General features: G+C 29.5%; 25 protein-coding genes. 6 read left to right on the top strand and 19 right to left on the bottom strand.

Going from position 1 to position 25,558, the window contains the following annotated elements; translation table 11 throughout:
• The 4 genes from Q0881_RS01295 to Q0881_RS01280 all read right to left on the bottom strand — a co-directional run bounded on the left by Q0881_RS01295 (position 1) and on the right by Q0881_RS01280 (position 4,661).
• On the bottom strand, positions 1 to 531 hold the full coding sequence (locus tag Q0881_RS01295) for a cytochrome b/b6 domain-containing protein (RefSeq protein ID WP_299156202.1): 531 nt from the start codon (positions 529 to 531) through the stop codon (positions 1 to 3).
• Positions 532 to 822: 291 nt separating this feature from the next.
• On the bottom strand, positions 823 to 1,542 hold the full coding sequence (locus Q0881_RS01290; RefSeq protein ID WP_299156200.1) for a hypothetical protein: 720 nt from the start codon (positions 1,540 to 1,542) through the stop codon (positions 823 to 825).
• Positions 1,543 to 1,844: 302 nt separating this feature from the next.
• Positions 1,845 to 2,576, bottom strand: coding sequence for a cyclodeaminase/cyclohydrolase family protein (locus tag Q0881_RS01285; RefSeq protein WP_299156199.1), 732 nt, complete (start codon positions 2,574 to 2,576; stop codon positions 1,845 to 1,847).
• Positions 2,577 to 2,654: 78 nt separating this feature from the next.
• On the bottom strand, positions 2,655 to 4,661 hold the full coding sequence (locus Q0881_RS01280; protein ID WP_299156197.1) for an ATP-binding protein: 2,007 nt from the start codon (positions 4,659 to 4,661) through the stop codon (positions 2,655 to 2,657).
• 729 nt (positions 4,662 to 5,390) lie between these two features.
• Between Q0881_RS01280 and Q0881_RS01275 the strand changes: the two genes are divergently transcribed.
• A complete protein-coding gene (locus tag Q0881_RS01275) occupies positions 5,391 to 6,479 on the top strand; it encodes a lipocalin-like domain-containing protein (RefSeq protein WP_299156196.1) in 1,089 nt (362 codons plus the stop codon).
• Positions 6,480 to 6,727: 248 nt separating this feature from the next.
• Here Q0881_RS01275 and Q0881_RS01270 read toward each other — a convergent pair whose 3' ends face one another.
• The 5 genes from Q0881_RS01270 to Q0881_RS01250 form a co-directional block, all read right to left on the bottom strand.
• Positions 6,728 to 7,231: a hypothetical protein gene (locus Q0881_RS01270; protein ID WP_299156194.1), complete on the bottom strand. Its 504-nt coding sequence runs from the start codon at positions 7,229 to 7,231 to the stop codon at positions 6,728 to 6,730.
• Between the two features lie 129 nt (positions 7,232 to 7,360).
• Positions 7,361 to 7,789: a dynein light chain Tctex-type family protein gene (locus Q0881_RS01265; RefSeq protein ID WP_299156193.1), complete on the bottom strand. Its 429-nt coding sequence runs from the start codon at positions 7,787 to 7,789 to the stop codon at positions 7,361 to 7,363.
• Between the two features lie 267 nt (positions 7,790 to 8,056).
• Positions 8,057 to 8,704, bottom strand: a complete 648-nt coding sequence (locus Q0881_RS01260; protein WP_299156191.1) for a DUF2459 domain-containing protein — start codon at positions 8,702 to 8,704, stop codon at positions 8,057 to 8,059.
• A 66-nt stretch (positions 8,705 to 8,770) separates the two neighbouring features.
• On the bottom strand, positions 8,771 to 9,286 hold the full coding sequence (locus Q0881_RS01255) for a hypothetical protein (protein WP_299156189.1): 516 nt from the start codon (positions 9,284 to 9,286) through the stop codon (positions 8,771 to 8,773).
• A gap of 57 nt (positions 9,287 to 9,343) precedes the next feature.
• Positions 9,344 to 10,876, bottom strand: coding sequence for a sodium/proline symporter (locus Q0881_RS01250; RefSeq protein WP_299156188.1), 1,533 nt, complete (start codon positions 10,874 to 10,876; stop codon positions 9,344 to 9,346).
• Between the two features lie 264 nt (positions 10,877 to 11,140).
• Here Q0881_RS01250 and Q0881_RS01245 point away from each other — a divergent pair, with 264 nt between their 5' ends.
• Positions 11,141 to 11,716, top strand: a complete 576-nt coding sequence (locus Q0881_RS01245; protein ID WP_299156187.1) for a cysteine dioxygenase family protein — start codon at positions 11,141 to 11,143, stop codon at positions 11,714 to 11,716.
• A gap of 15 nt (positions 11,717 to 11,731) precedes the next feature.
• Positions 11,732 to 13,129, top strand: coding sequence for an aminotransferase class V-fold PLP-dependent enzyme (locus Q0881_RS01240; protein WP_299156186.1), 1,398 nt, complete (start codon positions 11,732 to 11,734; stop codon positions 13,127 to 13,129).
• Between the two features lie 130 nt (positions 13,130 to 13,259).
• On the opposite strand, the gene Q0881_RS01235 is transcribed toward Q0881_RS01240, so the two are convergent.
• The 4 genes from Q0881_RS01235 to Q0881_RS01220 all read right to left on the bottom strand — a co-directional run bounded on the left by Q0881_RS01235 (position 13,260) and on the right by Q0881_RS01220 (position 15,968).
• Positions 13,260 to 13,706, bottom strand: coding sequence for a hypothetical protein (locus Q0881_RS01235; RefSeq protein WP_299156184.1), 447 nt, complete (start codon positions 13,704 to 13,706; stop codon positions 13,260 to 13,262).
• Between the two features lie 50 nt (positions 13,707 to 13,756).
• The gene (locus Q0881_RS01230) at positions 13,757 to 14,182 is read right to left on the bottom strand and encodes a VOC family protein (protein WP_299156182.1); all 426 of its coding nucleotides are present in this window, start codon (positions 14,180 to 14,182) and stop codon (positions 13,757 to 13,759) included.
• Positions 14,183 to 14,294: 112 nt separating this feature from the next.
• On the bottom strand, positions 14,295 to 15,110 hold the full coding sequence (locus tag Q0881_RS01225; RefSeq protein ID WP_299156181.1) for a hypothetical protein: 816 nt from the start codon (positions 15,108 to 15,110) through the stop codon (positions 14,295 to 14,297).
• A 141-nt stretch (positions 15,111 to 15,251) separates the two neighbouring features.
• Positions 15,252 to 15,968, bottom strand: a complete 717-nt coding sequence (locus Q0881_RS01220) for a 3'-5' exonuclease (RefSeq protein ID WP_299156179.1) — start codon at positions 15,966 to 15,968, stop codon at positions 15,252 to 15,254.
• A 245-nt stretch (positions 15,969 to 16,213) separates the two neighbouring features.
• Here Q0881_RS01220 and Q0881_RS01215 point away from each other — a divergent pair, with 245 nt between their 5' ends.
• Positions 16,214 to 16,912, top strand: a complete 699-nt coding sequence (locus tag Q0881_RS01215) for a response regulator transcription factor (protein WP_299156177.1) — start codon at positions 16,214 to 16,216, stop codon at positions 16,910 to 16,912.
• Positions 16,913 to 16,967: 55 nt separating this feature from the next.
• Positions 16,968 to 18,011 (top strand): ATP-binding protein, encoded by a 1,044-nt coding sequence (locus Q0881_RS01210; RefSeq protein WP_299156175.1) that lies wholly within the window; start codon positions 16,968 to 16,970, stop codon positions 18,009 to 18,011.
• A gap of 41 nt (positions 18,012 to 18,052) precedes the next feature.
• Here Q0881_RS01210 and purD read toward each other — a convergent pair whose 3' ends face one another.
• The 4 genes from purD to rnpA all read right to left on the bottom strand — a co-directional run bounded on the left by purD (position 18,053) and on the right by rnpA (position 23,124).
• Positions 18,053 to 19,327: a phosphoribosylamine--glycine ligase gene (gene purD / locus Q0881_RS01205; protein WP_299156174.1), complete on the bottom strand. Its 1,275-nt coding sequence runs from the start codon at positions 19,325 to 19,327 to the stop codon at positions 18,053 to 18,055.
• 76 nt (positions 19,328 to 19,403) lie between these two features.
• Positions 19,404 to 21,083, bottom strand: a complete 1,680-nt coding sequence (locus tag Q0881_RS01200; protein ID WP_299156172.1) for a hypothetical protein — start codon at positions 21,081 to 21,083, stop codon at positions 19,404 to 19,406.
• 42 nt (positions 21,084 to 21,125) lie between these two features.
• Positions 21,126 to 22,751 carry a S41 family peptidase gene (locus tag Q0881_RS01195; protein WP_299156170.1) on the bottom strand — a complete coding sequence of 542 codons (1,626 nt, stop codon included), beginning with the start codon at positions 22,749 to 22,751 and terminating at the stop codon, positions 21,126 to 21,128.
• On the bottom strand, positions 22,741 to 23,124 hold the full coding sequence (rnpA, locus tag Q0881_RS01190) for a ribonuclease P protein component (protein ID WP_299156168.1): 384 nt from the start codon (positions 23,122 to 23,124) through the stop codon (positions 22,741 to 22,743). The genes Q0881_RS01195 and rnpA overlap by 11 nt, the downstream gene beginning before the upstream one ends.
• 141 nt (positions 23,125 to 23,265) lie before the next feature.
• Between rnpA and Q0881_RS01185 the strand changes: the two genes are divergently transcribed.
• Positions 23,266 to 24,444, top strand: coding sequence for an acyl-CoA dehydrogenase family protein (locus Q0881_RS01185; RefSeq protein ID WP_299156166.1), 1,179 nt, complete (start codon positions 23,266 to 23,268; stop codon positions 24,442 to 24,444).
• Positions 24,445 to 24,532: 88 nt separating this feature from the next.
• On the opposite strand, the gene Q0881_RS01180 is transcribed toward Q0881_RS01185, so the two are convergent.
• Complete coding sequence (locus tag Q0881_RS01180; RefSeq protein ID WP_299157017.1) at positions 24,533 to 24,667, bottom strand: hypothetical protein; 135 nt, start codon at positions 24,665 to 24,667, stop codon at positions 24,533 to 24,535.
• 120 nt (positions 24,668 to 24,787) lie between these two features.
• Positions 24,788 to 25,486, bottom strand: a complete 699-nt coding sequence (locus Q0881_RS01175) for an alpha/beta hydrolase (protein ID WP_299157006.1) — start codon at positions 25,484 to 25,486, stop codon at positions 24,788 to 24,790.
• Positions 25,487 to 25,558 lie beyond the last annotated feature (72 nt).

The following is a 25,558-nucleotide window of genomic DNA, read 5'->3' as shown; positions in this document are numbered from 1 at the left end:
TTAGATGATTCTTTTTAATGTGTTTTCTTTTTTTAGTAGTAGGTGTTTGATAAACCCTATGATGTGCATTATTAATAGAAGCATCATTATTGTTGCCATTATTCCGTGTGCTTTTAATGCTGGTATTTGACTCGCTGCTCTTATTTGATTTATATCTTCTGTTTTTATTGCTTCTGCATAGCCTCCTATGACCATTGTTGCAATACCTGTTATAGCTATTCCTAGTAGGAGGTCATAAAATGCATTGTGCACCCAAATGACTAGCTTATTATTGATTTTTGATCCTGTTTCTATTTCTGCTGGTCTTTCGTGTTTGAAATAGTAAATTGTTCTCATTATTGTTAAGATTAATACAAGTATTCCTACTAGGGCGTGGATTTTTATGAGTCCCATTTTTTCTGAGACTTTAAGTTCTTCCATGTATTTTCCCATTGGATACAGTATTAGTATTAATAGTGCCGTTAGCCAATGTGTTACGATTGTACCTTTGCTATACTTTTTTGTTTGCCTGTTTTTTATTGGTTCTTTCATTGTTGTTTATTTTTTGTTGGTTTTTGTTTGCTGTTTATAGTTTGGGTTTGCTGTTTGTATAATTGGGATGGCATTACCGTAAATTGGGATGGCTGTTTTATAGTTTGGGTTAGCAGTTTGTACAATTGGGATGGCTTTACCGCAAATTGGGATGGCTGTTTTATAGTTTGGGTTAGCAGTTTGTACAATTGGGATGGCATTACCGCAAATTGGGATGGCAGTTTTATAGTTTGGGTTAGCTGTTTGTACAATTGGGATGGCTTTACCGCCAATTTGGTTGCTAGTTTGCTATTATGTTACGGTAAATTTTATTTTTGAGATGTTTGTGTATTCTGGTGATGATGCTCCATAGACACTTTTTACATACTTTTTTACATTTTGTGCTATTGTATGCAAGCTTGTTTCGCTTTTGTATAAGATATTATTTCTTTCTATTAGTTTTGCATTTAGCGCTGCTTCTGTTTGGTCTACTTTTTTTGTACTTTCTATTAATGTGGTATGGTATAGGGTGAGGTTGACTATCTTTAACTCTTCTATATTTGGATTGTAGGTTGGTATTATTGTTAGCAACTGTATTAGTTTTGAGAAATTATCGGCTAACTGTGTGTATGATTGACGTGAGGTTGATATTGTTTTCTTTTCTTCTATGACTACTTCGTTTGTTGGCTTCTTTTTACTTTTTGTACCACAGATTAATTTTTTAAAATACTTTGCTTGTGCTAATACTCCGTCTGACAGATTTAAGATTTCTAATTGATTGATGATTCTTGTTGTTATTGACCTTAAGCTTCGGTATTTTTCTTGTCGTATATGGATTGCATTTTTCTTTGCACTTCGTTTTTCTTCTACTTCTATTAACACATTTAATGTGTTTGTAAAGAGTATGTTTAGATTGTCTATTTTTAAATTGTCTACCGGTGGATTGTAGGCTGTATAGAGACTTATGTGCTCTATTAGTTTTTGTAAGTTTGCTAAGTTTTTTGCATTTCCTGTTTCATATTGCTTGCTCATCTTTTTACTTTTTTTTAAGTAAAACTCTTAACCATTTTGTGTTTTTTTTGTGTTTTACTTTGAATTTATACTTGACTGAAGTTAGTATAAATGTGTGCTTTTGTATGAGGCTAATGCATAAACGGATGCTTTGGTGTAATTAACGGTGGTGTTTTGGAATTAACGGTTTGTAGCGGGGTGGTTGGTGTATGTGTTTTTGTAGTTGAGGTGTTTGTTTAGAAAAAAGAAGAGTATCGGTTTGTGCTTTCTTTTGAAATTGGAGGAAGGAATGATGTTTTTCTTAGTTTTTAATAATGGTTGAATTAGTTATTTTTATCACTTCTTAATTCTAATTGTATAGAATCTAGTGATTCATGACTTATTAAACTAACACAAGAAAATGCTTTAGTTTGTAGATTATCAAGTTTTGTTTGTAATTCTTGAACTTTTTTAAAATTTTCCTTTGCATATTTACGTCTTTTTAAGGTCTTTAAGTTTAAATTAATAATAAAAATAGAAGACATTACAGCAGACATAGCAGCACTAATAGATACACCAGAATCACCCCTAATAGCATGCCAACCATTATTAAAAATTCGAACACCATATTCCATTAAAGTTAAAGCTGTATTAGCTACTTCAAATGTATAGTCTGTTGCAATTTGAAGAAGATCTAATGATTGTCTAGAATAGTTTGATTTTTCAGTCCTATTAGTAGATTTATCTCTAGCAATTCTAAGGTTTACTACTTTTTCAAAATCTTTAGCATCTTTTTCGAAAAGTTCTTTTAGTTTTGGAACTATATTTTCTTCTACTTGTTTAGAAATAAATTTAAACTGAGTATGATGCTCATAACATTCTTGTTTAGTTAAACTTATACTACAAACTGTGTGTATCATTTTAGAAGATAATAAACCAAGTAATGCAGCAGCACTTCCTGAACCAGGAGAGGCTTTACCAGCTCCAAAATCATTTAATAATTGATTTGTAGGTCTTGATAAAATATTTTCTTGTTCATTAGTGAAGATTTTTTGTTGATTTATAGGCGCTTTCATTTTAATTTTTGATTCTTGTTTTGTATAAGTTATTAACTTTATTGATGATTATACTTTTATTTTTTTGATAACTGATTTTTATTCATTCACAATCTTTCTTAGTAGTTCTGTTGGTTTGTTTTTATCCAAAAAGACACCCTTACTTTCTAAATCCTCAATAACTGAATTTTTAAATTCAAGTTTATTAATTAAGTGTTTATGACGAATGTCAAATATTTTAAATAAATCATCCCAAGTCATCGCATAAATTTCGTAATTACGAATAGCCTCAACTAAAAATCTCTTTCCTTTCCCTTTGTTGGATTCATATTTGTCTTTAATCCAATTATCTACTTTTTTTCCAACAAGTATTAATTTCCAAGTTCGTAATTCACTAATGAATTTAGGTTCATTTATTATAAACCTAATATATTCTTCAATTTGGTCAAACTGTGGTTTTCCAATTTTTACGCTAGGTCTTTTGAGTTCAACAATAATATTTTCTTCGATGGTATATTCGTCACTATTTGGGTCAGTTTTTTCAACTTGTCTTGCAATGAATATATCTGGTCTTTTAAGTTTGTCTTTTGATTTTAATTTTTCTTTATTTTTCTTGCCAGATTCTATAAAATCTAAATAATTATTTAGGGATGTTTCAAAATTTTTGTCAGCAGAAACTAAATGGTATTGTTCTCCAAATAGCCAATAATTATTTTCAATTACTTTTTGAATGTGGTCTCTTTCGTTAGTGAATTTTTCTAATTCAAAAACCATTTGCTTTATAATATTTACAACATTAAAACGTCCTTCTAACAAATTGACTAATTCTACAATACTTGAAATCTTAGTTTTTTTAAGAGTATTTGAAAGCTCTATTTTCTCTTCGTCTGATAAATCAATTATGTTTTCTAGAATTTCTAAAATATTTTCTCGTTGCTCAGTATCTAAAAGTAAGTTTAAAAAACCAACTAAAGTTTTACTTTGGGTTTGTTTTAATCCTTGAAATATTTTTGGTTGAATACAATAAATTTCTTTTACAACATTTTCTAAATCTTTTTTTCTAATTTGAGCATAAGAATTATTCTTAAAAACTGGGAATATTTTCTTTGTATTATAATCATCAATTAGTTTTTCAGCTTTTTTATCTCGAATGAATAATTTTTCTTCTTTAGATATAAAATCATTTAATAATCTAATTAAATTTTTAAATGTGATGTCACTTTGATTGTTTCCGTTTAATCCTAGAGCTGGTTGATCAGATTTTGTTAGCTGAAAATTATCAAAGTATTCAGATATTATATAAACAGAATGATGAAAATCAACCGCTTTATTGTTAAAAGAAGTATGTTTTCTTGCGACTTCTTCTTGTTCATTATTTAAAAAGTAATAAAAATATTTATCTCCAATATTCTTATTCCATCTTATGTAGTTAATTTTAAAAATTTGTCCATTTATAGTTTCCTCAAATTCTCTAAAATCTCCAATTGTATTCCAGTAATTAAGGATAATTCCATTAATTTTTATTTTGTAATCAGACTCTTTATTTAGGAAAAGAAACCAACCAAATTCACTTGCTAAATAATCTATAAACTCTTTACTTTCTATTAAATCTCCAGTTAATGAATGAAAAGATTCGAAGTGAACTTTTGTTCCAGTATTTTTATTTAAAGAGATTAATTTATCAGATGTTTGAAAATCCTGTAATTTTTCTTTAGAAATTATAATATTATATTTTAAGAAATCGGAATTTTGGCTTTTAAATGTAGTTTCCCAAATTGCTTTATTACAAAAATTAGTAAAAGAAAAACGACCTTTACCTGCTTTTCCTTTTATAAAACCATTTTGATCGAGAGTCTTAGTTTTTTGAGAATCCATAAACTGACCAAAAGTATCTCCAATTTTACCAAGATTAATACCAGAACCATTATCGGAAATAGAAAAAGAATTAATATAACCAACATCATTAGAATCACAGTTCATTTCTATTACTGTTGCATTAGCATCAAATCCATTCCAGATATATTCTGCTATTGCTTTTCTGAAATCTGAAGGTAATCCACTTCGTTCAATACTTTTAGTGGTGATTTTGGCTGTATGTTTTTTCATTAGTTATTTAGCTTGTTATAAAAGAGTGATTTTTAAATTTCAAATGCTATAAATAGATATTTTATTTTTAATCAGTCTTCTTTCCTTTATAAATTCACTTTTTTATGTGCTAAAGTTAACATAGTACATAGAATTTATTTACGGACATCCGTAAATAATGTAGCTTCGTATTTAAAAAAATAAAAGGAATAAGGGGACTATTGCTTTTTCAATTTTTGTGAGCCTAATGTACTACTTCTTTGGAATAGTTACAAAGGTGTTTTTCCTGTTTGGAGCGATTGTTTTTTGCTTGTAGTTATTGTTTGTTTTACTCCTTATTTAGTAGATATGAATTGCATTGAAAATCTGCGAGGGTTTAACTCCTATAGCCTTATTATTTATAGGTTTTGTTATAAACCGTTTTTATTTCTGCATAGCTGATTAACCTCTCGTATATTACTTAGAAATGAATTTTTTATTTTACAACAGGTTGATTATAATCTGATTATGTTTAATGCCTTATGTTTTGTTATATCATTTTTCATTTCGTTCTTGCTTTTCTAGCTTTTAAGCTCTAACAAGTCTATTTCATTACATTTTTTTACAATTGAGATTGTTCTTTCTGCAACTTTGTAATGTAATCTAACAAAAAAATATTGCTTGGATTGCTATAATTAGTTTTTGATTACAAAAGTGGGAACCCGAAAAGTTAATTTTAAAAGAGTAGTAAAACCAATTAAAACAATTATTATGAGTGTAAAAAGCCAAATAAAAGAACCTTTGAAAGGTCTTAGTCGTAGTAACTCTGAGGATGGTAATATTTCTACTGCCCAAAAGGGTTTAACGGTTGAATTACCAAGAGATATGTATGCGCATACTCCTCTAAGTATTTTGAATGAGAAAGGTTGCCCTACTGAGTGGTGGTGGCATATTGGAACATTGAATGCTTCTGGAGGAAGAGCTTTTGGATTTGAAATTAATGCTGCGGCGCTCTATCCTGGGGGCTTTACTGAAGTAATGCTTACTGACCTGAAAAATCAGATACATTATCATCAAACACAGACTGAAGACTTAATTTTAAGTGAATGGGCTGAAACTGATGTGACTAAGCCTTGGTTTGTAAAATTGAAAAATGTATCAATGAAAGCTCCACAAGCTGATCCTACACAAAATATGTCTGTTACTGCTGTAATAGAAGATAAAGGTAAAAAAATATCTTTCGATTTGACATTTTCTCAAGAAGGTCTTCCTCTTATGGTTTGGGGTAATGGAGTTGAACCGAACATTCCTGATCCGCAATTGTATAATTGTAATTTTTACTTTTCGTTAACACGATTGAAAGCTTCTGGAACTATTGTTATAACTGATATAGCTGATAGTACGAATACTGAAACTCATGAAGTTACTGGAACTACTTGGATGGATCATGAATGGGGTAAGTTTGGTTCGAAACAAAAACCTGTTAAATGGATTTTACAAGATATACAACTTGACAATGGTGTTTGTCTTTCTAATTTTTCAACTACCAAACCGGTTTTGAATACTGCAACTTCTGGAAAGGCTACTGTACAATTGCAAAAAGACGGTGCTTCATATTTTGTTGATTCGAAAATGACTCCAACAAAATCTAAGATGATTGGTGGTGTGACTTATTTTACTGAAGTTTTAGTTGAAATTCCAGAATACGGAATCTCAGCGGTTGTTAAGAGTTTAATGCCTGATCAGGTTTTTGAAGGAAATATTTACGAGGGAGTTGGAAGCGCATCTGGTACGATGATGGATGGAGAAAATAAGGTTGTTGTTAGTGGTACTGCTTGGATTGAGCAGTCGATAAAATAAATTAATTTTACCATAAAATTTAAACCCTCTGTTCATTCGAACTGAGGGTTTACTTTGAACGATGTTTTTTCGTAAAATATTTACATCGAATCTTTTTTAAGAATTTCCTTCAATTAGAATTCCAAGGTCTAAATAAGGACATTTTTTGATAATAGTGAATGTGATAGGAAGCAATTAAAAAACTTAGTGGTTTTTCTATGTAGAAAACTAAGCAAGTAATTATAGTTATAGACTTTTGTAAACGGCTTTTATTCTATTATTCCGGTAAATATTTTATTTTGACCATATACAGTAATTCCAAAAAGATTCCAATCTAAAATTCCATTGGCTATAAATTCCGCTTTACCATTCGAGTCCAATTTTTTTGTGTTAATTGATTTGAATTTCCACTCATAACCGGTTACAAACCCAGTTAAAGAGCTATTGCTTTCTACTGGGATATAGTCATTTTGGTCAACCGAATATTTTACTTGCATATTTATATCAAAAGTTAAATTATTTTCGAGTATTACTTGTTTTCGTTTTATGTTACTCTGTTTGTTATAATTTTTTGTTATTGATATTTTGTTTGAGTTTTTCTTTGAATTTGAAGCTGAAATTATTTGAAGAACCCCTATAAGCATTATTAAGATTGATACAATTTTAAATTGAGGCTTAAAAATTTGCTTTCCTTTTTTTATAAATCCGATTATCAGATATATAAAGAAGAAAACAATAGTTAAATTGATAATTGACCAAATTAAATGTATCATAGTTTTTCTTTTTCTGTTTTTTTGCGTGCTCAATGTACTACTTCTGTGTTAGTATTACAAGCAGTTTATAGAGTATTGGTGTTTGAATAAAAATGGGTTTGTTATTTGTTTAAATTAGCTATTAATGATTTAAACTCTAACACAATATATTACTAATAAACAATGTAGTAATTCTGTGTTTACTTTTACTGTTATGGTTTTATCTATTTTGGGTTGCCACCAAAATGCAGTGTTTTTTTTATAGCCTGAACCTTTAGGAAGTATTATTACATCTGCGATATACTTATACCTTCCTTTTTTCATACTCTTTAGTTTTTTTTGAGATTTATCTACAATTTGCTCAACCCAACTATTTATTAATGGACTTTTAAAATTGTTGTCTCCTAACAAACCTTTAATTTCTATTTCTATATAGTTAATGAAATGATTCATTGAAGCTTTGTTCCATAATTTTGAATTTATTTGGTTGTTTTCTGTTTTGTTTGGTATTGCCTTTTGCGCTATACTTTTGCTTGTTATAAGCAATAAAAAAACGATTACTAGAGTTGCTTTTTTCATATTATGGTAACTTGTTTTGATATAAATTACGTGCTAAATATTGGTATGGCACATTGCTTTTCTTAACGAGTATTTGTTAAAAATGTATTGCTTCGTGTTTTAAAAAATAAAAGGAATAAAGGGATTATTGCTTTCACAATTTTTGTGTGTTCAATTTACTACTTCTTTGGAATAGTTACAAAGGTGTTTTTCCTGTTTGGAGTGATTGTTTTTTACTTGTAGTATAACTTTTACTAGCAGTTAATTTATAGAGTATAGTATACGGGTTTATTCATATTTCTTGATTAACCCAAAGTCAAAAGGTGTCCAAAGGCAAGATTTTAATCCACTTTTCTTAAATCCGATATTCACCCAACTATTGCAAGTTTTAAAACAGGAATAACTACCTTTAGATTTATAGAAATCATCATTGAAAGAGTAACCTTTATTTTTAAGTATGATTTTCATTCCGTTTTTATTTGTCTCAAAAGTATTCAATAAATAGCTGCTTAGTTTTTGTAATTGAGAATCTGTTACTTTTATTTTTTTCCAATCCGAATGCTTATTTTGGTACCGAGTTACGTGCATTAATGTTGTACTTTTTAAAAACATTGCTTTGAATGCGTTATTGAAAGTTAAATCTCCCCAAGTTGGTGTATTGATATAAAAGTTTTCATCTCCCCAGCCAAAAGATAAATAGTTATCAGTTTTGTTTGTTTTTATTCCTGCTAATAATAAACTATCTAAATTTTTCTTTGGTATTACTATATCTAAATGTACTCCGTTTGTACTTAAATATATTGTTTTGTTTGAAGTCTTATTTTCTACTTTTGGATCAATTGTTATTGAAGTCAAAATTAGTGAGATAACTAGATAAGAAATAGGTATTAACAAAATATATAAAACCCATTTTAATATTTTCTTTAATATTTTCATACAGTTTGGATCTGATATTTTTTAATGGTATTGTGCTGAACGTGTTAAAGGTTAATTTTTTCGAGTTTAGATGTATAATCTCCAATTTTTGTTAGCTTTAAAACCATGTTCTGGTTCTGCAATTTTTTTTATTTCAATTCCGTTTTTTATCCTGTCAGAGAAAAAATCCAATTGTTTTGATTTTATATACTCAATTTCGTTTTTGGTCATTTTTTTATTCCAAGTTATCGTTTCACAAACGATGCAATTATTTTCTCTTACTGCTATAATACCACAAATTCCACAAGGTTTTAGAGAATTGATTAACTCCACTGTGTATTTAAAATCGAACTCTTTAAATTTTGAGGGTATATTTTGAATTAATTCGTACCAACCAATATTATCGTTTTTCACCACGATTTTTTCATCTAATTTTTGAATAGTTATTGTATTATAATTTTCTGTAAATCGAATGCTTTTAATTTCTTCCCAATTGAATAATTTAGGTTTTGTGTTAAAAGGCTTTTTTATAGAAAACCCACTTTCGATTAATTCAATTTCGGTAAGAGGTGAAACTAAATTTCTAAAAAATAATTTTCTCATTAAGAACCCTATCATTGTTTGGTTTAGAATTACTGTTAAGTGGTTTATTTATAAATTTTATTCCGAATCAATTTTCTCAATCATTGTTACTGCTTCTGTTTTTGGAGGGTATTTCTTTGAAACTAGTATACCAACAAGCATTGCAACTACAAACGAAGGAAATAAGACATCTATAGCTACAAAATATTCTCCAATATTCTCCATTTCTTTAAATACAAAATTAAAAAGAATAACTGCTATAAAACCTGAAATCATTGAAGCTATGGCTCCTTTTTCTGAATAGCCTTTCCAAAAGAGTGTGAGAATAATTACTGGGCAAAATGTAGCGGCTATTCCTGACCAACCAAAAATGATGACCCAAAAAATTTGTCTATCTGGAGAAACATAATTCATAATCATGGCAATTATTAAAGCTGTAAATGCCATGATAACTGTTGCTATTCTCGAAATTTTAGTTAGACTTTCGTCTTTGATGTCTGGTCTAAATATTTTCTGATAAAAATCACGTGTTATTGCACTTGATGCTAGTATTAAAAGTGAATCTATGGTAGACATTATTGCTGATAAAACAATGGCAACAAAGAGGGCAACCAAAACTGTTGGTAAAAAGCTTTCTGTAATCATACTTAAAACGTCTTCTCCATTGTTTCCTAGAACTGCTTCTGGATCTTGTCCTTCAGCAGTAAAATAGATTCTTGCTAAAATACCAATGGTTACTGCCGCTGCATCTGTAAGTAGCGTAAATGTTGTTGCTACCCATTTTCCTTTGTCTATTTCATTCTCATCTTTAATTGACATAAAACGAACATATACTTGTGGAGATCCAAGGAAACCTAATCCAATCATAGAGAATCCTAATATTGTAAAAAGATTCATCCATCCGTCTGAACTTCTTCCCATAATGTTTGTTAGGGTAGGATCTATGGCATTTAATCCTGCTGTAACTCCTGCTCCATGATCCATAGAGAACCAAACAACTACTGGCAATAAAACTAGACCAAAAAACATGAGTAATCCTTGAAATAAATCTGACCAAACTGCTGCGACAAAGCCACCAATAAAGATATAAGCGAGTACAATTAAAAAACCAATGATTGCTCCTAATTTATAATCAATCCCAAGCATAGATTTAAATGCAACTCCTGTAACATCTATTTGAGATGCTACATATATAACAATGAAAACAACTAAAATAGAAGCTGCTATGATTCGAAGTGTGTTTGTTGATGATTTGAAATGACTATTTAAATAATCTGGAATTGTAATGGCTCCATATGCATCTGATCTTTTTTTGAAGCGTTTTGCCATAAATTGCCAGGAAACAAAAACACCTAATAATTCTCCTATAACAACCCAATAAGCAGAATATCCTGCCATTGCTCCCATTCCTGTAAGCCCTATTAATAACCAACCAGATTCACCTGTTGCTCTTGCCGAAAAAGCAACTGCCCAAAAGCCCATTTTTTTTCCACCAACATAATAATCGCTCATGCTCTTTATTCTTTTGGAAGCGAATATTCCTATTAAAAATAATATTCCAACGTAAACAGCTAAAACTGCTATTTTAATTATAAAATCTTGGTTTTGCATGTGATTGCTTTTTGTGATTAGTTTTCAAGTAATTTGTATTTCTAAATTCTCTAAAAAAATCACAGAAGAATGAGTTTTTAAGATTTTCTAAATTAGTCAAATAAGGCGATATATTTTGTTTTTCATTTGTAATTGGTTGAAAATTGTTAAAAAATCAATTAAAACCTATTAATATGATTATATTAGCAGCATTGGGGTTTTTCATATAATGATTCCAATTTATTTAGTTGGATTTAGGGAATGGACCTTGGATTTGTACATTAAATGAACAAAAAAAAGCGAAACAATATTTTGAATTCTAAAGAATCAAGTTCAACAACACTTCAAACATTAGATGATTTTATAACAGCACTTTCAGAAGGAGAGAGGACGACTTACAATCACATAATACATTCAATTAAATTTCAAGCAAGCGATTTTGAAGAACACTCTTCATGGTCTAACGATTGCTATACTAGAAATTGTATTGTAGAGAATGAAAAATACGAACTCATTTTAATTTGTTGGTGTAAAGGTCATGAAACACCTATTCATGATCATGGTGGAGAAGAATGTTGGGTAAAGGTTATTGATGGTGAATTTAAAGAAACCATTTATAAACAAAATGAAGCTGGTGAGTTAAACCCTGTTAGAAGTTCTATATCTAAACCCAATGATGTTACCTATATGAAAGATTTTATGGGTTTTCATCGTTTAAAAAATATTGCTAATAAAAGAAGTATGTCTCTTCATTTATATGCAAAACCAATTAGAAACTGTAGCGTTTTTGATGAAAAATCTAAAATTTTTATCAATAGAGTGTTAGGATATGACACGGTTGCAGACTCAGTATTAAAATAATAAGAAAAAAATTGTATGTCTAGTATAAAAAAGGATTTAATCTTATTCAACGAATTAGTTGAAGCTTTACTTAACGAAGAAGAAAAAAATCCGGTAGCTGAACGAATTGAAGCAAATGAATTATATAATTCAATTGATCTTTCGTTAAATCAATCTCCAATGATTGATGATGCATTTAAAACGTTACTTGAAGAAGTATTGGTTTCTACTCCCAAAACTGCTACAAAGTTATTTTTTAATCAACTTTTTGGAGGTAGACAAAGCAAAGCCGTTTTAGGAGATTTATTGGCTGTTTTACTAAATAACAGCATGTATACATACAAAGTTGCGGGTCCGCAAGTTGGTATTGAGCAAGAAATTATTAGGCAATCTTGTAATTTAGTTGGTTATGGTTCTAATAGTAATGGTACATTTCCTACTGGAGGTTCTATGAGTAATTATATGGCTTTAATTATGGGACGTGATGCCAAAGATCCTGAATGTAGAGCTAACGGAATGTCTAAACCTTTGATTGTGTATACTTCTAAAGAATCTCATTATTCTAATGCTAAGAACGCAACTTTTGCTGGAATTGGGAAAAACAATATTCGTTATATTTCTGCGGATGCTAAAGGAAGAATGATTGCCGAAGATTTAGAAGCTCAGATAAAAGTAGACATACAAAATGGTGGAATTCCTACCTATGTAAATGCAACTGCTGGAACCACCGTTTTAGGTGCTTTTGACCCGATTGATAAAATTGCTGATATTTCTGAAAAGTATAATATGTGGCTTCATGTTGATGGTGCATATTGTGGGTCTGTAATTTTTAGCGAGAAATATAAACATTTGATAAAAGGTGTTGAAAGATCTAATTCTTTTAGTTACAATGCTCATAAAATGTTAGGAACTCCTTTAACATGCTCTATTATTTTAGTGAATGATAAAAAGCATTTGTATGATTCTTTTAGTAATGATGCTGATTATTTATACCAAACTGATGGTGACGATTTTAACTTAGGTAAAACTTCTTTTCAATGTGGAAGAAGAAATGATGCTTTAAAGTTTTGGACACTTTGGAAATCAATTGGAACTAAAGGTTTAGAGAAAATTGTTGATCAACAATTTGATTTGGCAACGATTGCTTTAGACTATATTAGAAACAATTCTGATTACAAATTATATAGTTTTGATGATTCTATTTCTATTTGTTTTAATTACAAAAATATAGACCCAACTGCTCTTTGTACTGCTTTATATGAAGAACAAATTACCGTGGTAGGTTTTGGTTCTTTTGATAATGAAACATTTATAAGACTAGTTACAATTAATGCTAATAACAAAAAAGTTGATATTCTAAACTTTTTTAAAGTGTTAGAAGCCTTCGTTGAGAAAACGCCGAATTTGACTAAAGTAGCGGAGATGAGTGTATAGAAAACCTGAGAGAGCTATGGTAATTAGTGGTACTTGTAGTTAACTTTATAAAGTATTATGGTTAGTACTTATTGTTATTAAAAACACTATTACCATATTATAACTTTTTAAGCAATAGTATTTCTGATGATTAAAATTTAAAGCTGAATTCTTTTTGGTCTTTATAAACAGTTTTATAAATAATGTTTACTCTTACTCCTCTAATTTTCGAGCCTTTTAATTTTACTAATAACTTTCTTTCTCCACTTGCTATAATTGTGTTAGCTCCATATTGAAAACTTTCCAGTCTGTTACTAATTTCACCAGAATCGTTTAAAAAATCTTCTAAAGAATTGTATGTTTTATTTTTATAGATATATGTTATTTTTTTAACAATTGCAGGTCCGAAACCTTGATTTGAAAACTTAACAGTTAATGTAGCGTTGGATTGGTCAAGATGATAATCAAGATATGGTTCTACAGAAAGCTTATTGTGTTTATGAGATATATTTATTTGCCATATTGAAACAAAAAGTGCTGATAATGCAATTAAGATTATTGCGTACTGAGATAATTTTTCTATGTTTATTTTTCTCATAATTTTATTAGATGTTTTGAGTATCTACGCTTTATTAATTTTTTTCGAATTTAGTCTAAAAGAATAAGTTGCCAAGAAACTCCATATTTATCTTCGCACCATCCGAATTTTTTACCAAACCCATAATCTCCCGAATCGTAGCTGTCTAGAGGAATCATTATTTTGCCTCCTTTTGAAGATAGTGTTTCGAATAAAGTTTGAATCTCATTTTCTGAGTTAGATTCAATTAAAATTGATACTCCTGGTGTAATTGACCATGCATGATTATAATTGTTTTCGGAAATCATATACTTAGTGCCATTTAATGTAAAGACCCCATGTTTTATAAGTTCTGGTGTTCCTCCTGCTTCTCCTTCTGAGTATTTTGTTAGATTTTTAATTTCTGAATTTGGAAAAATAGCGGTGTAAAATTTTATTGCCTCTTCTGCCTTTCCACATTGATCACCTACAAATGTTAGAAATGTTGTTGTTTTCATCTTTTTAATTTTAGTTCAAATTAAAATAATTAACTTACTTTTTAATAATAGTCTATAGCATATAATTGGAGGAGTCGTATTTTATACTGTTGAATGGCTTGACTATGTAGGTTTATTTTTGATATTTTATCTTTCGTTTGTTTTTTCGATACTTTTTTTTGTTTTTAAACACTCCATTGATTTTTTTAACCTCATAAGTCTTTTTTTCAATCCAGTTTCCTAGTTTGTCGTATTTGATTTCAATTTGATAATAGGTATTATCATTAGTATACCAATTTCTTGGGTAAAAAATATTATCACCAAATTTATTATAATCATTTAAGCTTTTTTTCTCATTATATATATAAGAAGTTTTTTCAGTTGTTTTTTTTCCAGAACGATTATAAACACTCCATTTTTTTGTATTCTCTTTATAGTTATATTTTGTTTTTTCGTATCCTATTAACTCTCCATATGAATTATATGTTTTTAAAGATATTTTGTTTTTTAAAGAATCATTTTCAATAACATCAAAGTCTATTAAATTGCCATTCTTCCCTCTTGTTTCTCTAGAAATTAAACCAGTTTTATCGAATTTATATTTTGTTGATTTAAATTGCCAGCCTACTAGGGGTACTTTATTTTTAAAGGATCTGTAAATCAAATTTCTATTTCTATTAAAAATAAAAACTAATTGAGCTTGTAATTTAAAATCTTTAAATCTTTTCTCTATAATTGTATCTAAATTTTTAGAAAAACTAATTGTAGATTGTTTAATTTCAGTCCCCTTTTTATTATAAAAAGTAGTAGTGTTTTTAATTAACTTTGGAGTCCCAAACGTTGTTATATAGCTTTTGTGAATTTTATTGTTATTTGATGCCTTTGTTTGAGCACTTACGTTGAAATTCAGTAAAATTAGAAGCGTTAAATTTATTATATATATCTTCATTTTTTCATATTAACTTCTAGTTTATTTTGTACATGTATTTTTAATACACCGAATATAATGTGGTGAAATTCTTACAATCTTTTAAACAAATATAACAAAAGACACAACATGTTAATCACTGATTTTCTATAGACTCTTGGATTATATAGTAACAATATTTTTAGTTTCTAAAATAGGCTTGTTTAAAAAACGTAATAGTAGTTGAGCTACAGCTACTGTATCACGTTCGCAATAATCAACAATACGAGGTAGGTTTTTTTCTTTATAATACACGTTGGCTACTTCGCTACCATCAATATCTTGTTTGGGTGAAGGAATGTCTAAAATAGCCGTTAATAATTTTAACGATGTATAATGTTTATAATCGCCAAACTTCCATAAGTCTAGGGTGTCTAAATGTGGTACTTCCCAAGGTTTTTTACCAAATAAGTTTAGTTTTTTCGGTAGCGGAACTCGGTTAATTATCATTCTACGTGCTATGTATGGAAAATCGAATTCTTTTCCATTATGTGCGCAGAGTAAATGTTTGTTGAGGTTAAAATGTTGGTCGAGTAAATTTTTAAAATCATTTAAAATTTTGGTTTCATCATCACCAAAAAAAGAAGTTACCCTTAACTGACTATCTTCTTTTTTGTTTACAAAATACCCGACTGAAATACAGATTATTTTTCCAAACTCAGCCCAAATACCTGCGCGATGATAAAAATCTTCTGCTCTAATTTCATCCTTACGCTGATACTGTGTTTTTAAAGCGAATAATTCTTTTTTTTCTTCAGATAATTCAGAAAATAATTCAACTTCAGGAACCGTTTCAATATCTAAAAACAAGATATTTTGGAGATTAATTTTATCTAGCATATTTTTAAGTATATAATCCGTGTATTAATAGAAGCTTAAAATAAAATAATAGGATTTTGAATAGGATAGGTAGGTAAAGATAAAAAAAACGTACAAAAACCGAACAAAAAGAAAAGAAGAATTTGTGTTTTACTGCTTATTTAAGCGAATGTTTATTAAAGATTAAATGAATGTTAAGTTAAGTAAGAGAGCGAACGATTTATAATTTTATGGTTACTTTTGGATAACACAATATAAAATGATCTATGAATACGAATGATATTAAAATTTTACTAGTTGATGATGAACCTGATATTTTAGAGATAGTAGGTTATAACTTAAAATCTGAAGGATATCAAGTTTTTACAGCGAATAACGGAATAGAAGCTGTTAAGACAGCAAAAAAAATACATCCACATTTAATATTATTAGATATTATGATGCCTGAAATGGATGGTATTGAAGCGTGTGAAAAGATTAGAAATATAAAACCGTTAGAAGATGTAATTATCTCTTTTTTAACAGCAAGAGGTGAAGATTATTCGCAAGTTGCAGGTTTTGATGCTGGTGCCGATGATTATATAACGAAGCCAGTTAAACCAAAGGTTTTGGTGAGTAAGGTGAAATCTTTATTAAGACGTTTAAAAACAGAAGGTGAAGTTGATACCACAACAAAAATTGGTGATATTGTTATTAATAGAGATGAGTATGTTGTGTTTAAAGGTGATAAAAAAATTGCCTTACCTAGAAAAGAATTTGAATTGTTTTCTTTGTTAACTTCGAAGCCTGGAAAAGTTTTTAAAAGAGAAGTTATTTTAGATAGCGTTTGGGGAAATGAAGTTGTTGTTGGTGGACGTACTATTGATGTACACATTAGAAAACTTAGAGAAAAAATTGGCGACGATTTTTTTAAAACAGTAAAAGGAGTTGGATATAAATTTGTTTTAGAAGGCTCAGAAAAATAAATTAAAACTTAAAATATTTATATAGATTGCTAACAAAGCAATCTATTTTTTTATAATGAAAAAAATTAAAAAAACATATAAATACGCACTTTGGTCGGCGTTGTATTCTACTTCAATATCTGTAATAATAGCTTTGTTATCGTATTTTCTTTTAATTAATTTATTAGGTATAGGTGCGGTTATTGTTTTTGGTCTTGTAATGTTTGTGATATCATTTTTTATTATTCAGTATAGGGCAGAATATTTTATATATCAGCGAGTTAAAAAACTATATGAAGACATTTCTATTTTAGATGTAAATGACTTAGAAAGAAAAAAAGTAACTACCGATGTTGAAGCCCTTACAAAAAGTGTACAAAAATATGTAGAAGGAAAAAGTGAGGAAATTGCATTATTAACACAAAGAGATTCTTTTCGTAGAGACTTTTTAGGGAATGTAGCACACGAATTAAAAACACCACTTTTTACTGTTCAAGGTTATATTTTAACTTTAATAGAGGGTGCTGCTGAAGATGAAGAAATACGTACAAAATATTTAAGTAGAGCCAATAAAGGAGTTGAAAGGTTAACTTCTATTATTAAAGATTTAGATATGATTGCTAAATTAGAAACTGAAGGAATGAAAATGAATATTGAAACTTTTAATATTCTAGAACTTATTCAAAATGTTTTTGATTTATTTGAAATGAAAGCTAAAAAGCGAAACATTGTTTTAGTGTTTGATCGAATTTATGAGTTTCCGCATTTTGTTAAAGGAGATGTTGAACGCATTGAGCAAGTGCTAATTAATTTGATAGTAAACTCTATAAAATATGGTAAAGTTGGTGGGGCTACTACTGTAAGTATTGAAGCATACAATCCAAATAAGTTTATTATTAAAATTTCTGACAATGGTGAGGGTATAAAACAAGAACATGTTTCTCGTTTATTTGAGCGTTTTTATCGTGTAGATCAAAGTCGTTCAAGAGAACAAGGAGGTTCTGGTTTAGGATTATCTATTGTAAAGCATATTATAGAAGCGCATAACGAAACCATTTTATTAAAAAGTGATTTTGGTAAAGGTTCTGAGTTTTCGTTTACCTTAGAAAAAGCAATGTAAAAAAGAAGGAGTTGATTTATCAACTCCTTCTTTTTTGTAATTTATATTAAATCGAACCCAATATCTTTACGATAGTTTATTTTATCGAAAGTTATTTTGTCAATGCTTTTGTATGATTTTTGAAGAGCTTCTTCAATAGAGTCTCCAAAAGAAGTAACTGCCATTACTCTACCTCCATTAGTTACCACATTACCATCTTTTTCTGTAGTTCCTGCATGAAAAACAATAGAATCTTCAACTGTATTAAATCCCGTTATCGCTTTCCCTTTTTCATAAGCTTCAGGATATCCTCCAGAAACTAACATTACAGTGGTAGCAGTTTGTGGTGTTACCTCATAAGATTTTTCATTTAAAGTTTGATTCGCAACTCCTTCGAATAAATCTACTAAATCAGATTCTATTCTAGGTAATACAACTTCCGTTTCAGGATCTCCCATACGAACATTGTATTCAACAACTGAAGGATTTCCGTTATCATTCATTAAACCAATAAAGATAAATCCACGGTAATCAATCCCGTCTTTTTGTAAGCCGTTTATTGTTGGTTTTACGACTAGTTCTTCTACTTTCTGTAAAAAGTCATCGGTAGCAAAAGGAACTGGAGAAATAGCCCCCATTCCGCCGGTATTTAGACCCGTATCACCTTCACCAATACGTTTATAATCTTTTGCAGAAGGTAATATTTTATAATTTTTTCCATCTGTTAAAACAAAAACAGAAAGCTCTATTCCTTTTAAAAATTCTTCAATAACTACAGTTGAAGATGCTGCTCCAAATTTTTGATTGGAAAGCATTTCTTCAAGTTCAACTTTTGCTTCTTCTAAATTGTTTAAAATTAAAACACCTTTACCAGCTGCTAAACCATCGGCTTTTAAAACATAAGGAGGTGCTAAAGTTTCTAAAAACTTTTTTCCTTGTGCTAAAGTTTCTGTTGTAAATGATTCATATTTAGCAGTAGGAATGTTATGTTTTATCATAAACTGCTTTGAAAAATCTTTACTTCCCTCTAACAAAGCGCCGTCTTTTTTAGGGCCAATTACTGGAATATTTTTTAGATCGTTATCTGCTAAAAAGAAATCGTGAATTCCTTCTACTAAAGGAGCTTCTGGTCCTACCACAACCATATTAATAGCCTGTTGTAAAACCGTTTCTTTTACTTGTTGAAAATTGGTTGGATTAATGTGAATGTTTGTAGCTATACTACTAGTTCCTGCGTTACCAGGCGCTACAAATAAGTTATTGATTTTAGTACTTTCAGAAAGCTTCTTTGCAAAGGCGTGCTCTCTACCACCTGATCCTAAAATTAGAATATTCATTTTGTGTGTTGTTGTGTTGTATTTGCAAATATAAAATAAGAAAAAAGGCTATTTAAAAAAATAGCCTTTTAATTGTTTAAAATATTTGTTCTAGTATTTTTTGCGTTATTGCATAGGTTGGTGTTACTCCACTCATACCCAAACCTCCAGAAGCAAGAGTTGCTCCAGTTTCTAGCGGATTATCTGAAGCATAATACGCATATCGTACTTTTATATCTTCTCTAACATTTCCTCTAATTTTAGAAGCCGATTGTATTGCTTTTTGATAATGCGCTCCTTCCATTTCTAAACCAATAACATTCCAAGTAGAATCGTGGAAGAATTTCAATAAGTCTTTGTTTTGTAATGAAGTCCCCAGTACACTTACCATGGCTCCATCAAAAACTTGAACTCCAAAACCTTCTAAATCTTCTTTGGTTAATTCATTTTTAAAAGGATAATTATCTGCAGTACCTTCAAAAATATGTGAAGAAGGAATCATAATATCTCCTTTACCACCTTCTAAAATACCTGCTTTACCCATTATTGAAACTGAAACTACATCTAAATGAATAGATTTATTTCCTGTTTTATATGGTTTTAACAATTCGTCCATAGTTTCATATGCTTGTTCTCCAAATGCATAATCCATTACAATAATTACTGGTTTTTCTCCAGTTGAATTTATTTTTTCAAAAGATGTTGTATCAAAGTCTATTTTTTCTGTATCAATAACTTGAACATTAATATTAGTACCTGATGTATCTTTAATGTAGATTAATCCGTTTTCTGAAGCATGGTTTTTAACAGCCTTTTGTAAAGGTTGACTGTTTGCATTACTTAATACTTCAAAAAGCTCAAAACCTTTATGCTTTTTCACCTCATTTGGCAAAGCATTTTGAGCATAAATACTATTCATTACACTGTGCATGTTTGCACTAATAATATGTATAGGACGTTCTATTAAACTATTCTCTAAAAGAACTTCTTTTATGTTGTTAGCCCATATTTCACCATAAAAATGGTGTCCAATTTCTTCTATTAATACAGAACTAAATTTTACTGATCGTTTTTGCTCGTATATTTCTTCATTTATTGCTAGTTTTCCTAACCAATAAATTAAATGAAAAAATCTATTAGGATTTTCTTTGGTTGCAAAAGTGTTATACGCATCATACACTTCGTCGTAAGTTCTTCCTAAAATGTTTCCTAGATGTACAACAATTACATCTTTTTCTTCATCGCTAATTGTTTTATTATTTAAAACAATGTCTTCTAATTGCACCCATTCTCTAATAAAACTTTCTCCGTTATTAATAATTACACGGTCTTTAATTTTATGAGACTCTATAAATAAGAAAGTAAGATGGGTAAGAATATCATAAATTTCTGAACGGCCACGCGTAATTTCAATATTCATTTGATCCTTATCAATACGATAGCAATTTCTTCTTCTTTTAGGAGGAACTATTGCTTTGAATTTTGAATTTCTATAGCCTTCATCTGCAGTTAAATAGATGAATTGACATTCTTCAATCCCTTCTGGTAATCGCTCAATAATATAAACCAAACCATTTAATTCGGTTTTATTTTCAGCAATTGATCCGTAAATCTCAGGGCGTAATTGCAATAAGGATTTACGTAGTGTTTCTCCAGAAACTCCCATTGGCTTATAAAATCCACGACTAAATAAATGACGCATCGAAATGTATAACTTTTCAATGGCATTGGTAGATTCTTGTGCTCTGGTACGTTCTTTATGATTAGGTTTAGACATATATTTTTTTAAAAGGCAAAGATACAAATTATGTTACGGATGTTATTTGGTTAAAATAGCATCGTATTTTTTCTGATTCTTTAATAAGTTAACTGCTTTATTTATAGTTGCATCATTTTTAAGTTGATGTTTAAACATTCCTTCTTGATAAGAATATCTTTTTACTATTTCGTTTTGTATTTTAGTAGATAAAACATCTTCATTTAAGGCTATTTTTTGAACTTTTTCTTTTTTCAATTGTTGAAGAATAGTGTTGTATTCAGCAGAAAATGTTTTATTATTATTTACTGAAGCATATGCTTTTTTGAAAAGTTTTTCGCTCTCAGTTACAAAAGAAGTGTCTTTTCTAAGTAAGTAGTTTTTAAACGTATTAAAGTCAGCAGATTTAAAGCTGTAGTTTTCGGTAGAAAAATTAGGGTTTTTATTGGTGAAATCTGTAGCGAAATTAAATATTGCTTTCGACTTTAAGAGTTTTTTTGTCTCTTCAGATTTTTTTGATAAATCTATTTTTACATCAGGAGTTACACCACCTCCATCGTATACTGTACGACCGTTTTTTGTAGTAAATGTATTTACGGTACCATCAGAAAATTTTGGAACTTCTCCAGTTTTAGAATCTCTATTAGCATAATCTAATTCTTGAATACAACGTCCACTTGGAGTATAGTATTTAGAAATTGTTGCTTTCATTTGAGTTCCGTAATTTAAGGTAAAATACCTTTGAACTAAACCTTTACCAAAAGAACGTTCGCCCATAATTACTGCACGATCGTAATCTTGTAACGCACCAGATACAATTTCTGAAGCTGATGCTGAACGGTCGTTTATTAAAACAATAATTGGAATTTGAGCATCTAAAGGTTCTCTGTTTGTTTTATAAGTTCTACTGTTTTTTTTGATTTTTCCACGAGTGTCTACAACTTTTAATCCTTTTGGAATAAATAAATTAGTAATATTTACAGCATCGAATAGAGAACCACCTGGATTGCTACGTAAATCGAACACTAATTTTTTCATTCCTCTTTCTTTTAACTTGTTAAAAGCTTTGGAAACACCTTCAGTAGCTTTTTGATTTGTAAATCGAGTTAAAATAATATAACCAGTTTCATCATCAATCATATCGTAAAAAGGGACTGGGTTTACAATAACTTTATCTAGTTTTAAAGTAATATCTTGAGCCTTGTTATTTCTATTAATAATTAATGAAAGCTCTTTGTTAGGTGTTCCTTTTAATAATTGTGAGTATTGACTTTTTTCTAATTCAGATAATTTTTGTCCATTTACATTGGTAATAATATCTCCAGTTTTTAAACCTGCTTTGTCTGCAGAAAAATCTTTATAAACTTCAGCAATAACAATTCCTTGTTTTGTGTAAAAAGTTGAAATTCCAATACCACCGTATTCTCCTTCTCTACGAATACGTGCATCTTCAACGTCTTGCTCGTTGTAAAAATTGGTATATGGGTCTAAATTTTTTAAGGTATTTTTAATTGCTTTATCGGTTAAATCTCCAGGATTAATTTCATCGATATAATTAATATTTAATTCCTTAAATAAGTTATTGTATATCTCTATTTGTTTTGCAATCTCAAAAAAACGAGATTGAAACGAGAATAAAAGTGAGATAATAACGAGTGAACCAAAAAAAAGTATTTTTTTATTTTTCATCTTTGGTGGTTTCTGCTATAAAAAGCGTTAGTAATTTCTTCATTTTATGCTCAAGATCGACATATTTCCATTCATCTCTTGCAATATAAGAAATCATAAACACATAAGGTTTATCTACCCCATCGTAAACTGTATATTTTTCTTTCCGATAAGTCTCCCGTAATAAGCGCTTTATTCTATTTCTATCAACAGCTTTTTTGAAATTTCTTTTAGGAACAGACACTCCTACTTGAACAGGGAATTTTGAAGTATGCTCGGTTTGTATATATACCATTCGAAGTGGGAATACTTTTATAGATTTTCCTTCTTCGTATAGTTTACCTAATAACTTTTTGCTTTTTAAACGTTCTTGCTCTCCTAGTGTAAATTTCATCTATTACAAACATACATAAACCTATACTAAAAACCATTTTTTTGAGTATTTTTGAGTCAATACTTTTAAATAAAAACCAGGATAATCAATTTATCAATCATCAACATATAAAAAGTGAGTAATTAACTTTAAAAGAAACTTATGAAACCCGATTTATTTCAAGCTCCTGATTATTATCAAGCTGATGATTTGTTAACAGATGAACATAAACTTGTTCGTGATACCGCCCGTGAATGGGTAAAGAAAAATTTATCTCCAATTATTGAAGATGCTGCTCAAGAAGCAAAATTTCCAACTCAACTAATAAATGGTTTAGCAGAAGTTGGTGCTTTTGGTTCGTATATACCTGAAGCATATGGAGGTGCTGGATTAGACCAGATATCCTATGGATTAATTATGCAAGAATTAGAACGTGGTGATAGTGGTATTCGATCTGCTGCCTCGGTACAATCTTCTTTAGTAATGGGCCCTATTTTTAATTATGGAAATGAAACCCAGCGAAAAAAATACTTGCCAAAACTAGCTTCTGGTGAATGGATGGGAAGTTTTGGATTAACTGAGCCAAACCATGGATCTAATCCTGGAGGAATGGAAACCAAGTTTAAGGATATGGGAGACCATTATTTATTGAATGGTGCAAAAATGTGGATTTCGAATGCACCTATTTGTGATGTAGCCGTGGTTTGGGCAAAAAATGAAGAAGGTCGTATTCATGGTTTAATTGTGGAAAGAGGAATGGAAGGTTTTTCTACACCAGAAACACATAACAAATGGTCGTTAAGAGCTTCTATTACAGGAGAGCTTATTTTTGATAATGTTAAAGTGCCAAAAGAAAATTTATTACCCAATAAATCAGGATTAGGAGCACCTTTGTTATGTTTAGATTCTGCTCGTTATGGTATTGCTTGGGGTGCTATTGGTGCCGCTATGGATTGTTATGATACTGCTTTGCGCTATGCTAAAGAGCGTACACAATTTGGTAAACCAATAGGTCAATTTCAGTTGCAACAAAAAAAATTAGCTGAGATGATTACAGAAATAACCAAAGCACAGTTATTAACATGGCGATTGGGAGTTTTAAAAAATGAAGGTCGTGCAACTTCTGCGCAAATATCAATGGCTAAAAGAAATAATGTAGACATGGCTATAAAAATAGCTAGAGAAGCAAGACAAATTTTAGGAGCTATGGGAATATCAGGAGAATATTCTATAATGAGACACGCTATGAATTTAGAAAGTGTAATTACTTATGAAGGAACACATGATGTTCATTTATTAATTACTGGCTTAGATATTACAGGCTTAAATGCTTTTAAATAAGAAGAAATGCTCTTGAGTTAAACCACCAACACATCAATAAGAGCACTTCTTCTAAATCAACTATTAAAAACTAAAGATACAATCTACTTTACTCCTTTTTCTTACCACTATTTATAAGGATTAAAAGAGTAGCAACTAATCCTAAACAAACAAGTCCAAAAATGGCTATCATAATTGTGCCGTTTGTCCAAGAAACTAAAGGAATATTAATCAATTGTATCATTTTATTTACTTTACTCCAAAAATAGTAGTATCTATTTGTTTAAAACATGATTTTTATCAGGGTTTGAATATTTTGGAATAATATTGAAAAACTTAGATGTAATGAAAGAATGAAGAACCCTTATTGGTTTTGTTTTTTAGAAAAAAAAGCTTTAGATTTTATTATGAAGTCATTTTTTGTTTCACCTTCATGAGCTCCATGCGATACATTTGGTAATATCCAAAGGTCAGATTTAGGTAGGTTTTTTTTAACACGAACAACTTCTTCAAAATCCATACCTTCATCGTCGTCACCTATTATAATTAATACCTCAGGTTTTATACTTTGTAATTCTTTATTACTTAACCTAACTGTATAGTTTTTAAACTGATTCATCATTCCTTTTATCTGCTCATCTCCTTCATGAGATGTCTTGAGCCAAGGAAAATTATTTCTGTTTTCAAAAGTAAAAGCTTTTAAATACTCAGGGAAATCATGAATTGTCCATGTTCCTACTGCACCTATTGTTATCATAGATTTTAGTATCGATGGATTAATTAAAGCTAATTGATAGAGAATATCTCCACCAAAACTAAACCCAATGGCTTTAATTTGTTTTAAACCTAGGTGTCGAATTAAAGAATTGAGGTCTTGAGCAACAGATTTTATAGACATTTCTTGCTTAAAAGGTTCTGATTTTCCGTGTCCAGTTAAATCAATTAAATAGACTTCATATTTACTTTCATAATCTTTAACATACTCTTTCCAAGATTTAGATGATTGAGTGTAACCATGTAAAAGAAATAAGGGCTCTCCTTTCCCATAAACTTCATAATAGATTTTTTAGGTGTTTGAGATAAAAGAGTAGTTGACATCAAAAGAATAATTAGTGCTATGGTAATTTTTTTCATT

This window comes from uncultured Tenacibaculum sp., assembly GCF_947494125.1.
Lineage (GTDB): Bacteria > Bacteroidota > Bacteroidia > Flavobacteriales > Flavobacteriaceae > Polaribacter.
This window is presented reverse-complemented; position numbering and strand designations above follow the sequence as displayed.

What these genes read in the sequence shown, in the direction of transcription:
- Q0881_RS01295 (WP_299156202.1), bottom strand. Translation starts at nt 531, where the DNA reads ATGAAAGAACCAATAAAAAACAGGCAAACAAAAAAGTATAGCAAAGGT.
- Q0881_RS01290 (WP_299156200.1), bottom strand. Translation starts at nt 1,542, where the DNA reads ATGAGCAAGCAATATGAAACAGGAAATGCAAAAAACTTAGCAAACTTA.
- Q0881_RS01285 (WP_299156199.1), bottom strand. Translation starts at nt 2,576, where the DNA reads ATGAAAGCGCCTATAAATCAACAAAAAATCTTCACTAATGAACAAGAA.
- Q0881_RS01280 (WP_299156197.1), bottom strand. Translation starts at nt 4,661, where the DNA reads ATGAAAAAACATACAGCCAAAATCACCACTAAAAGTATTGAACGAAGT.
- Q0881_RS01275 (WP_299156196.1), top strand. Translation starts at nt 5,391, where the DNA reads ATGAGTGTAAAAAGCCAAATAAAAGAACCTTTGAAAGGTCTTAGTCGT.
- Q0881_RS01270 (WP_299156194.1), bottom strand. Translation starts at nt 7,231, where the DNA reads ATGATACATTTAATTTGGTCAATTATCAATTTAACTATTGTTTTCTTC.
- Q0881_RS01265 (WP_299156193.1), bottom strand. Translation starts at nt 7,789, where the DNA reads ATGAAAAAAGCAACTCTAGTAATCGTTTTTTTATTGCTTATAACAAGC.
- Q0881_RS01260 (WP_299156191.1), bottom strand. Translation starts at nt 8,704, where the DNA reads ATGAAAATATTAAAGAAAATATTAAAATGGGTTTTATATATTTTGTTA.
- Q0881_RS01255 (WP_299156189.1), bottom strand. Translation starts at nt 9,286, where the DNA reads ATGAGAAAATTATTTTTTAGAAATTTAGTTTCACCTCTTACCGAAATT.
- Q0881_RS01250 (WP_299156188.1), bottom strand. Translation starts at nt 10,876, where the DNA reads ATGCAAAACCAAGATTTTATAATTAAAATAGCAGTTTTAGCTGTTTAC.
- Q0881_RS01245 (WP_299156187.1), top strand. Translation starts at nt 11,141, where the DNA reads ATGAACAAAAAAAAGCGAAACAATATTTTGAATTCTAAAGAATCAAGT.
- Q0881_RS01240 (WP_299156186.1), top strand. Translation starts at nt 11,732, where the DNA reads ATGTCTAGTATAAAAAAGGATTTAATCTTATTCAACGAATTAGTTGAA.
- Q0881_RS01235 (WP_299156184.1), bottom strand. Translation starts at nt 13,706, where the DNA reads ATGAGAAAAATAAACATAGAAAAATTATCTCAGTACGCAATAATCTTA.
- Q0881_RS01230 (WP_299156182.1), bottom strand. Translation starts at nt 14,182, where the DNA reads ATGAAAACAACAACATTTCTAACATTTGTAGGTGATCAATGTGGAAAG.
- Q0881_RS01225 (WP_299156181.1), bottom strand. Translation starts at nt 15,110, where the DNA reads ATGAAGATATATATAATAAATTTAACGCTTCTAATTTTACTGAATTTC.
- Q0881_RS01220 (WP_299156179.1), bottom strand. Translation starts at nt 15,968, where the DNA reads ATGCTAGATAAAATTAATCTCCAAAATATCTTGTTTTTAGATATTGAA.
- Q0881_RS01215 (WP_299156177.1), top strand. Translation starts at nt 16,214, where the DNA reads ATGAATACGAATGATATTAAAATTTTACTAGTTGATGATGAACCTGAT.
- Q0881_RS01210 (WP_299156175.1), top strand. Translation starts at nt 16,968, where the DNA reads ATGAAAAAAATTAAAAAAACATATAAATACGCACTTTGGTCGGCGTTG.
- purD (WP_299156174.1), bottom strand. Translation starts at nt 19,327, where the DNA reads ATGAATATTCTAATTTTAGGATCAGGTGGTAGAGAGCACGCCTTTGCA.
- Q0881_RS01200 (WP_299156172.1), bottom strand. Translation starts at nt 21,083, where the DNA reads ATGTCTAAACCTAATCATAAAGAACGTACCAGAGCACAAGAATCTACC.
- Q0881_RS01195 (WP_299156170.1), bottom strand. Translation starts at nt 22,751, where the DNA reads ATGAAAAATAAAAAAATACTTTTTTTTGGTTCACTCGTTATTATCTCA.
- rnpA (WP_299156168.1), bottom strand. Translation starts at nt 23,124, where the DNA reads ATGAAATTTACACTAGGAGAGCAAGAACGTTTAAAAAGCAAAAAGTTA.
- Q0881_RS01185 (WP_299156166.1), top strand. Translation starts at nt 23,266, where the DNA reads ATGAAACCCGATTTATTTCAAGCTCCTGATTATTATCAAGCTGATGAT.
- Q0881_RS01180 (WP_299157017.1), bottom strand. Translation starts at nt 24,667, where the DNA reads ATGATACAATTGATTAATATTCCTTTAGTTTCTTGGACAAACGGCACA.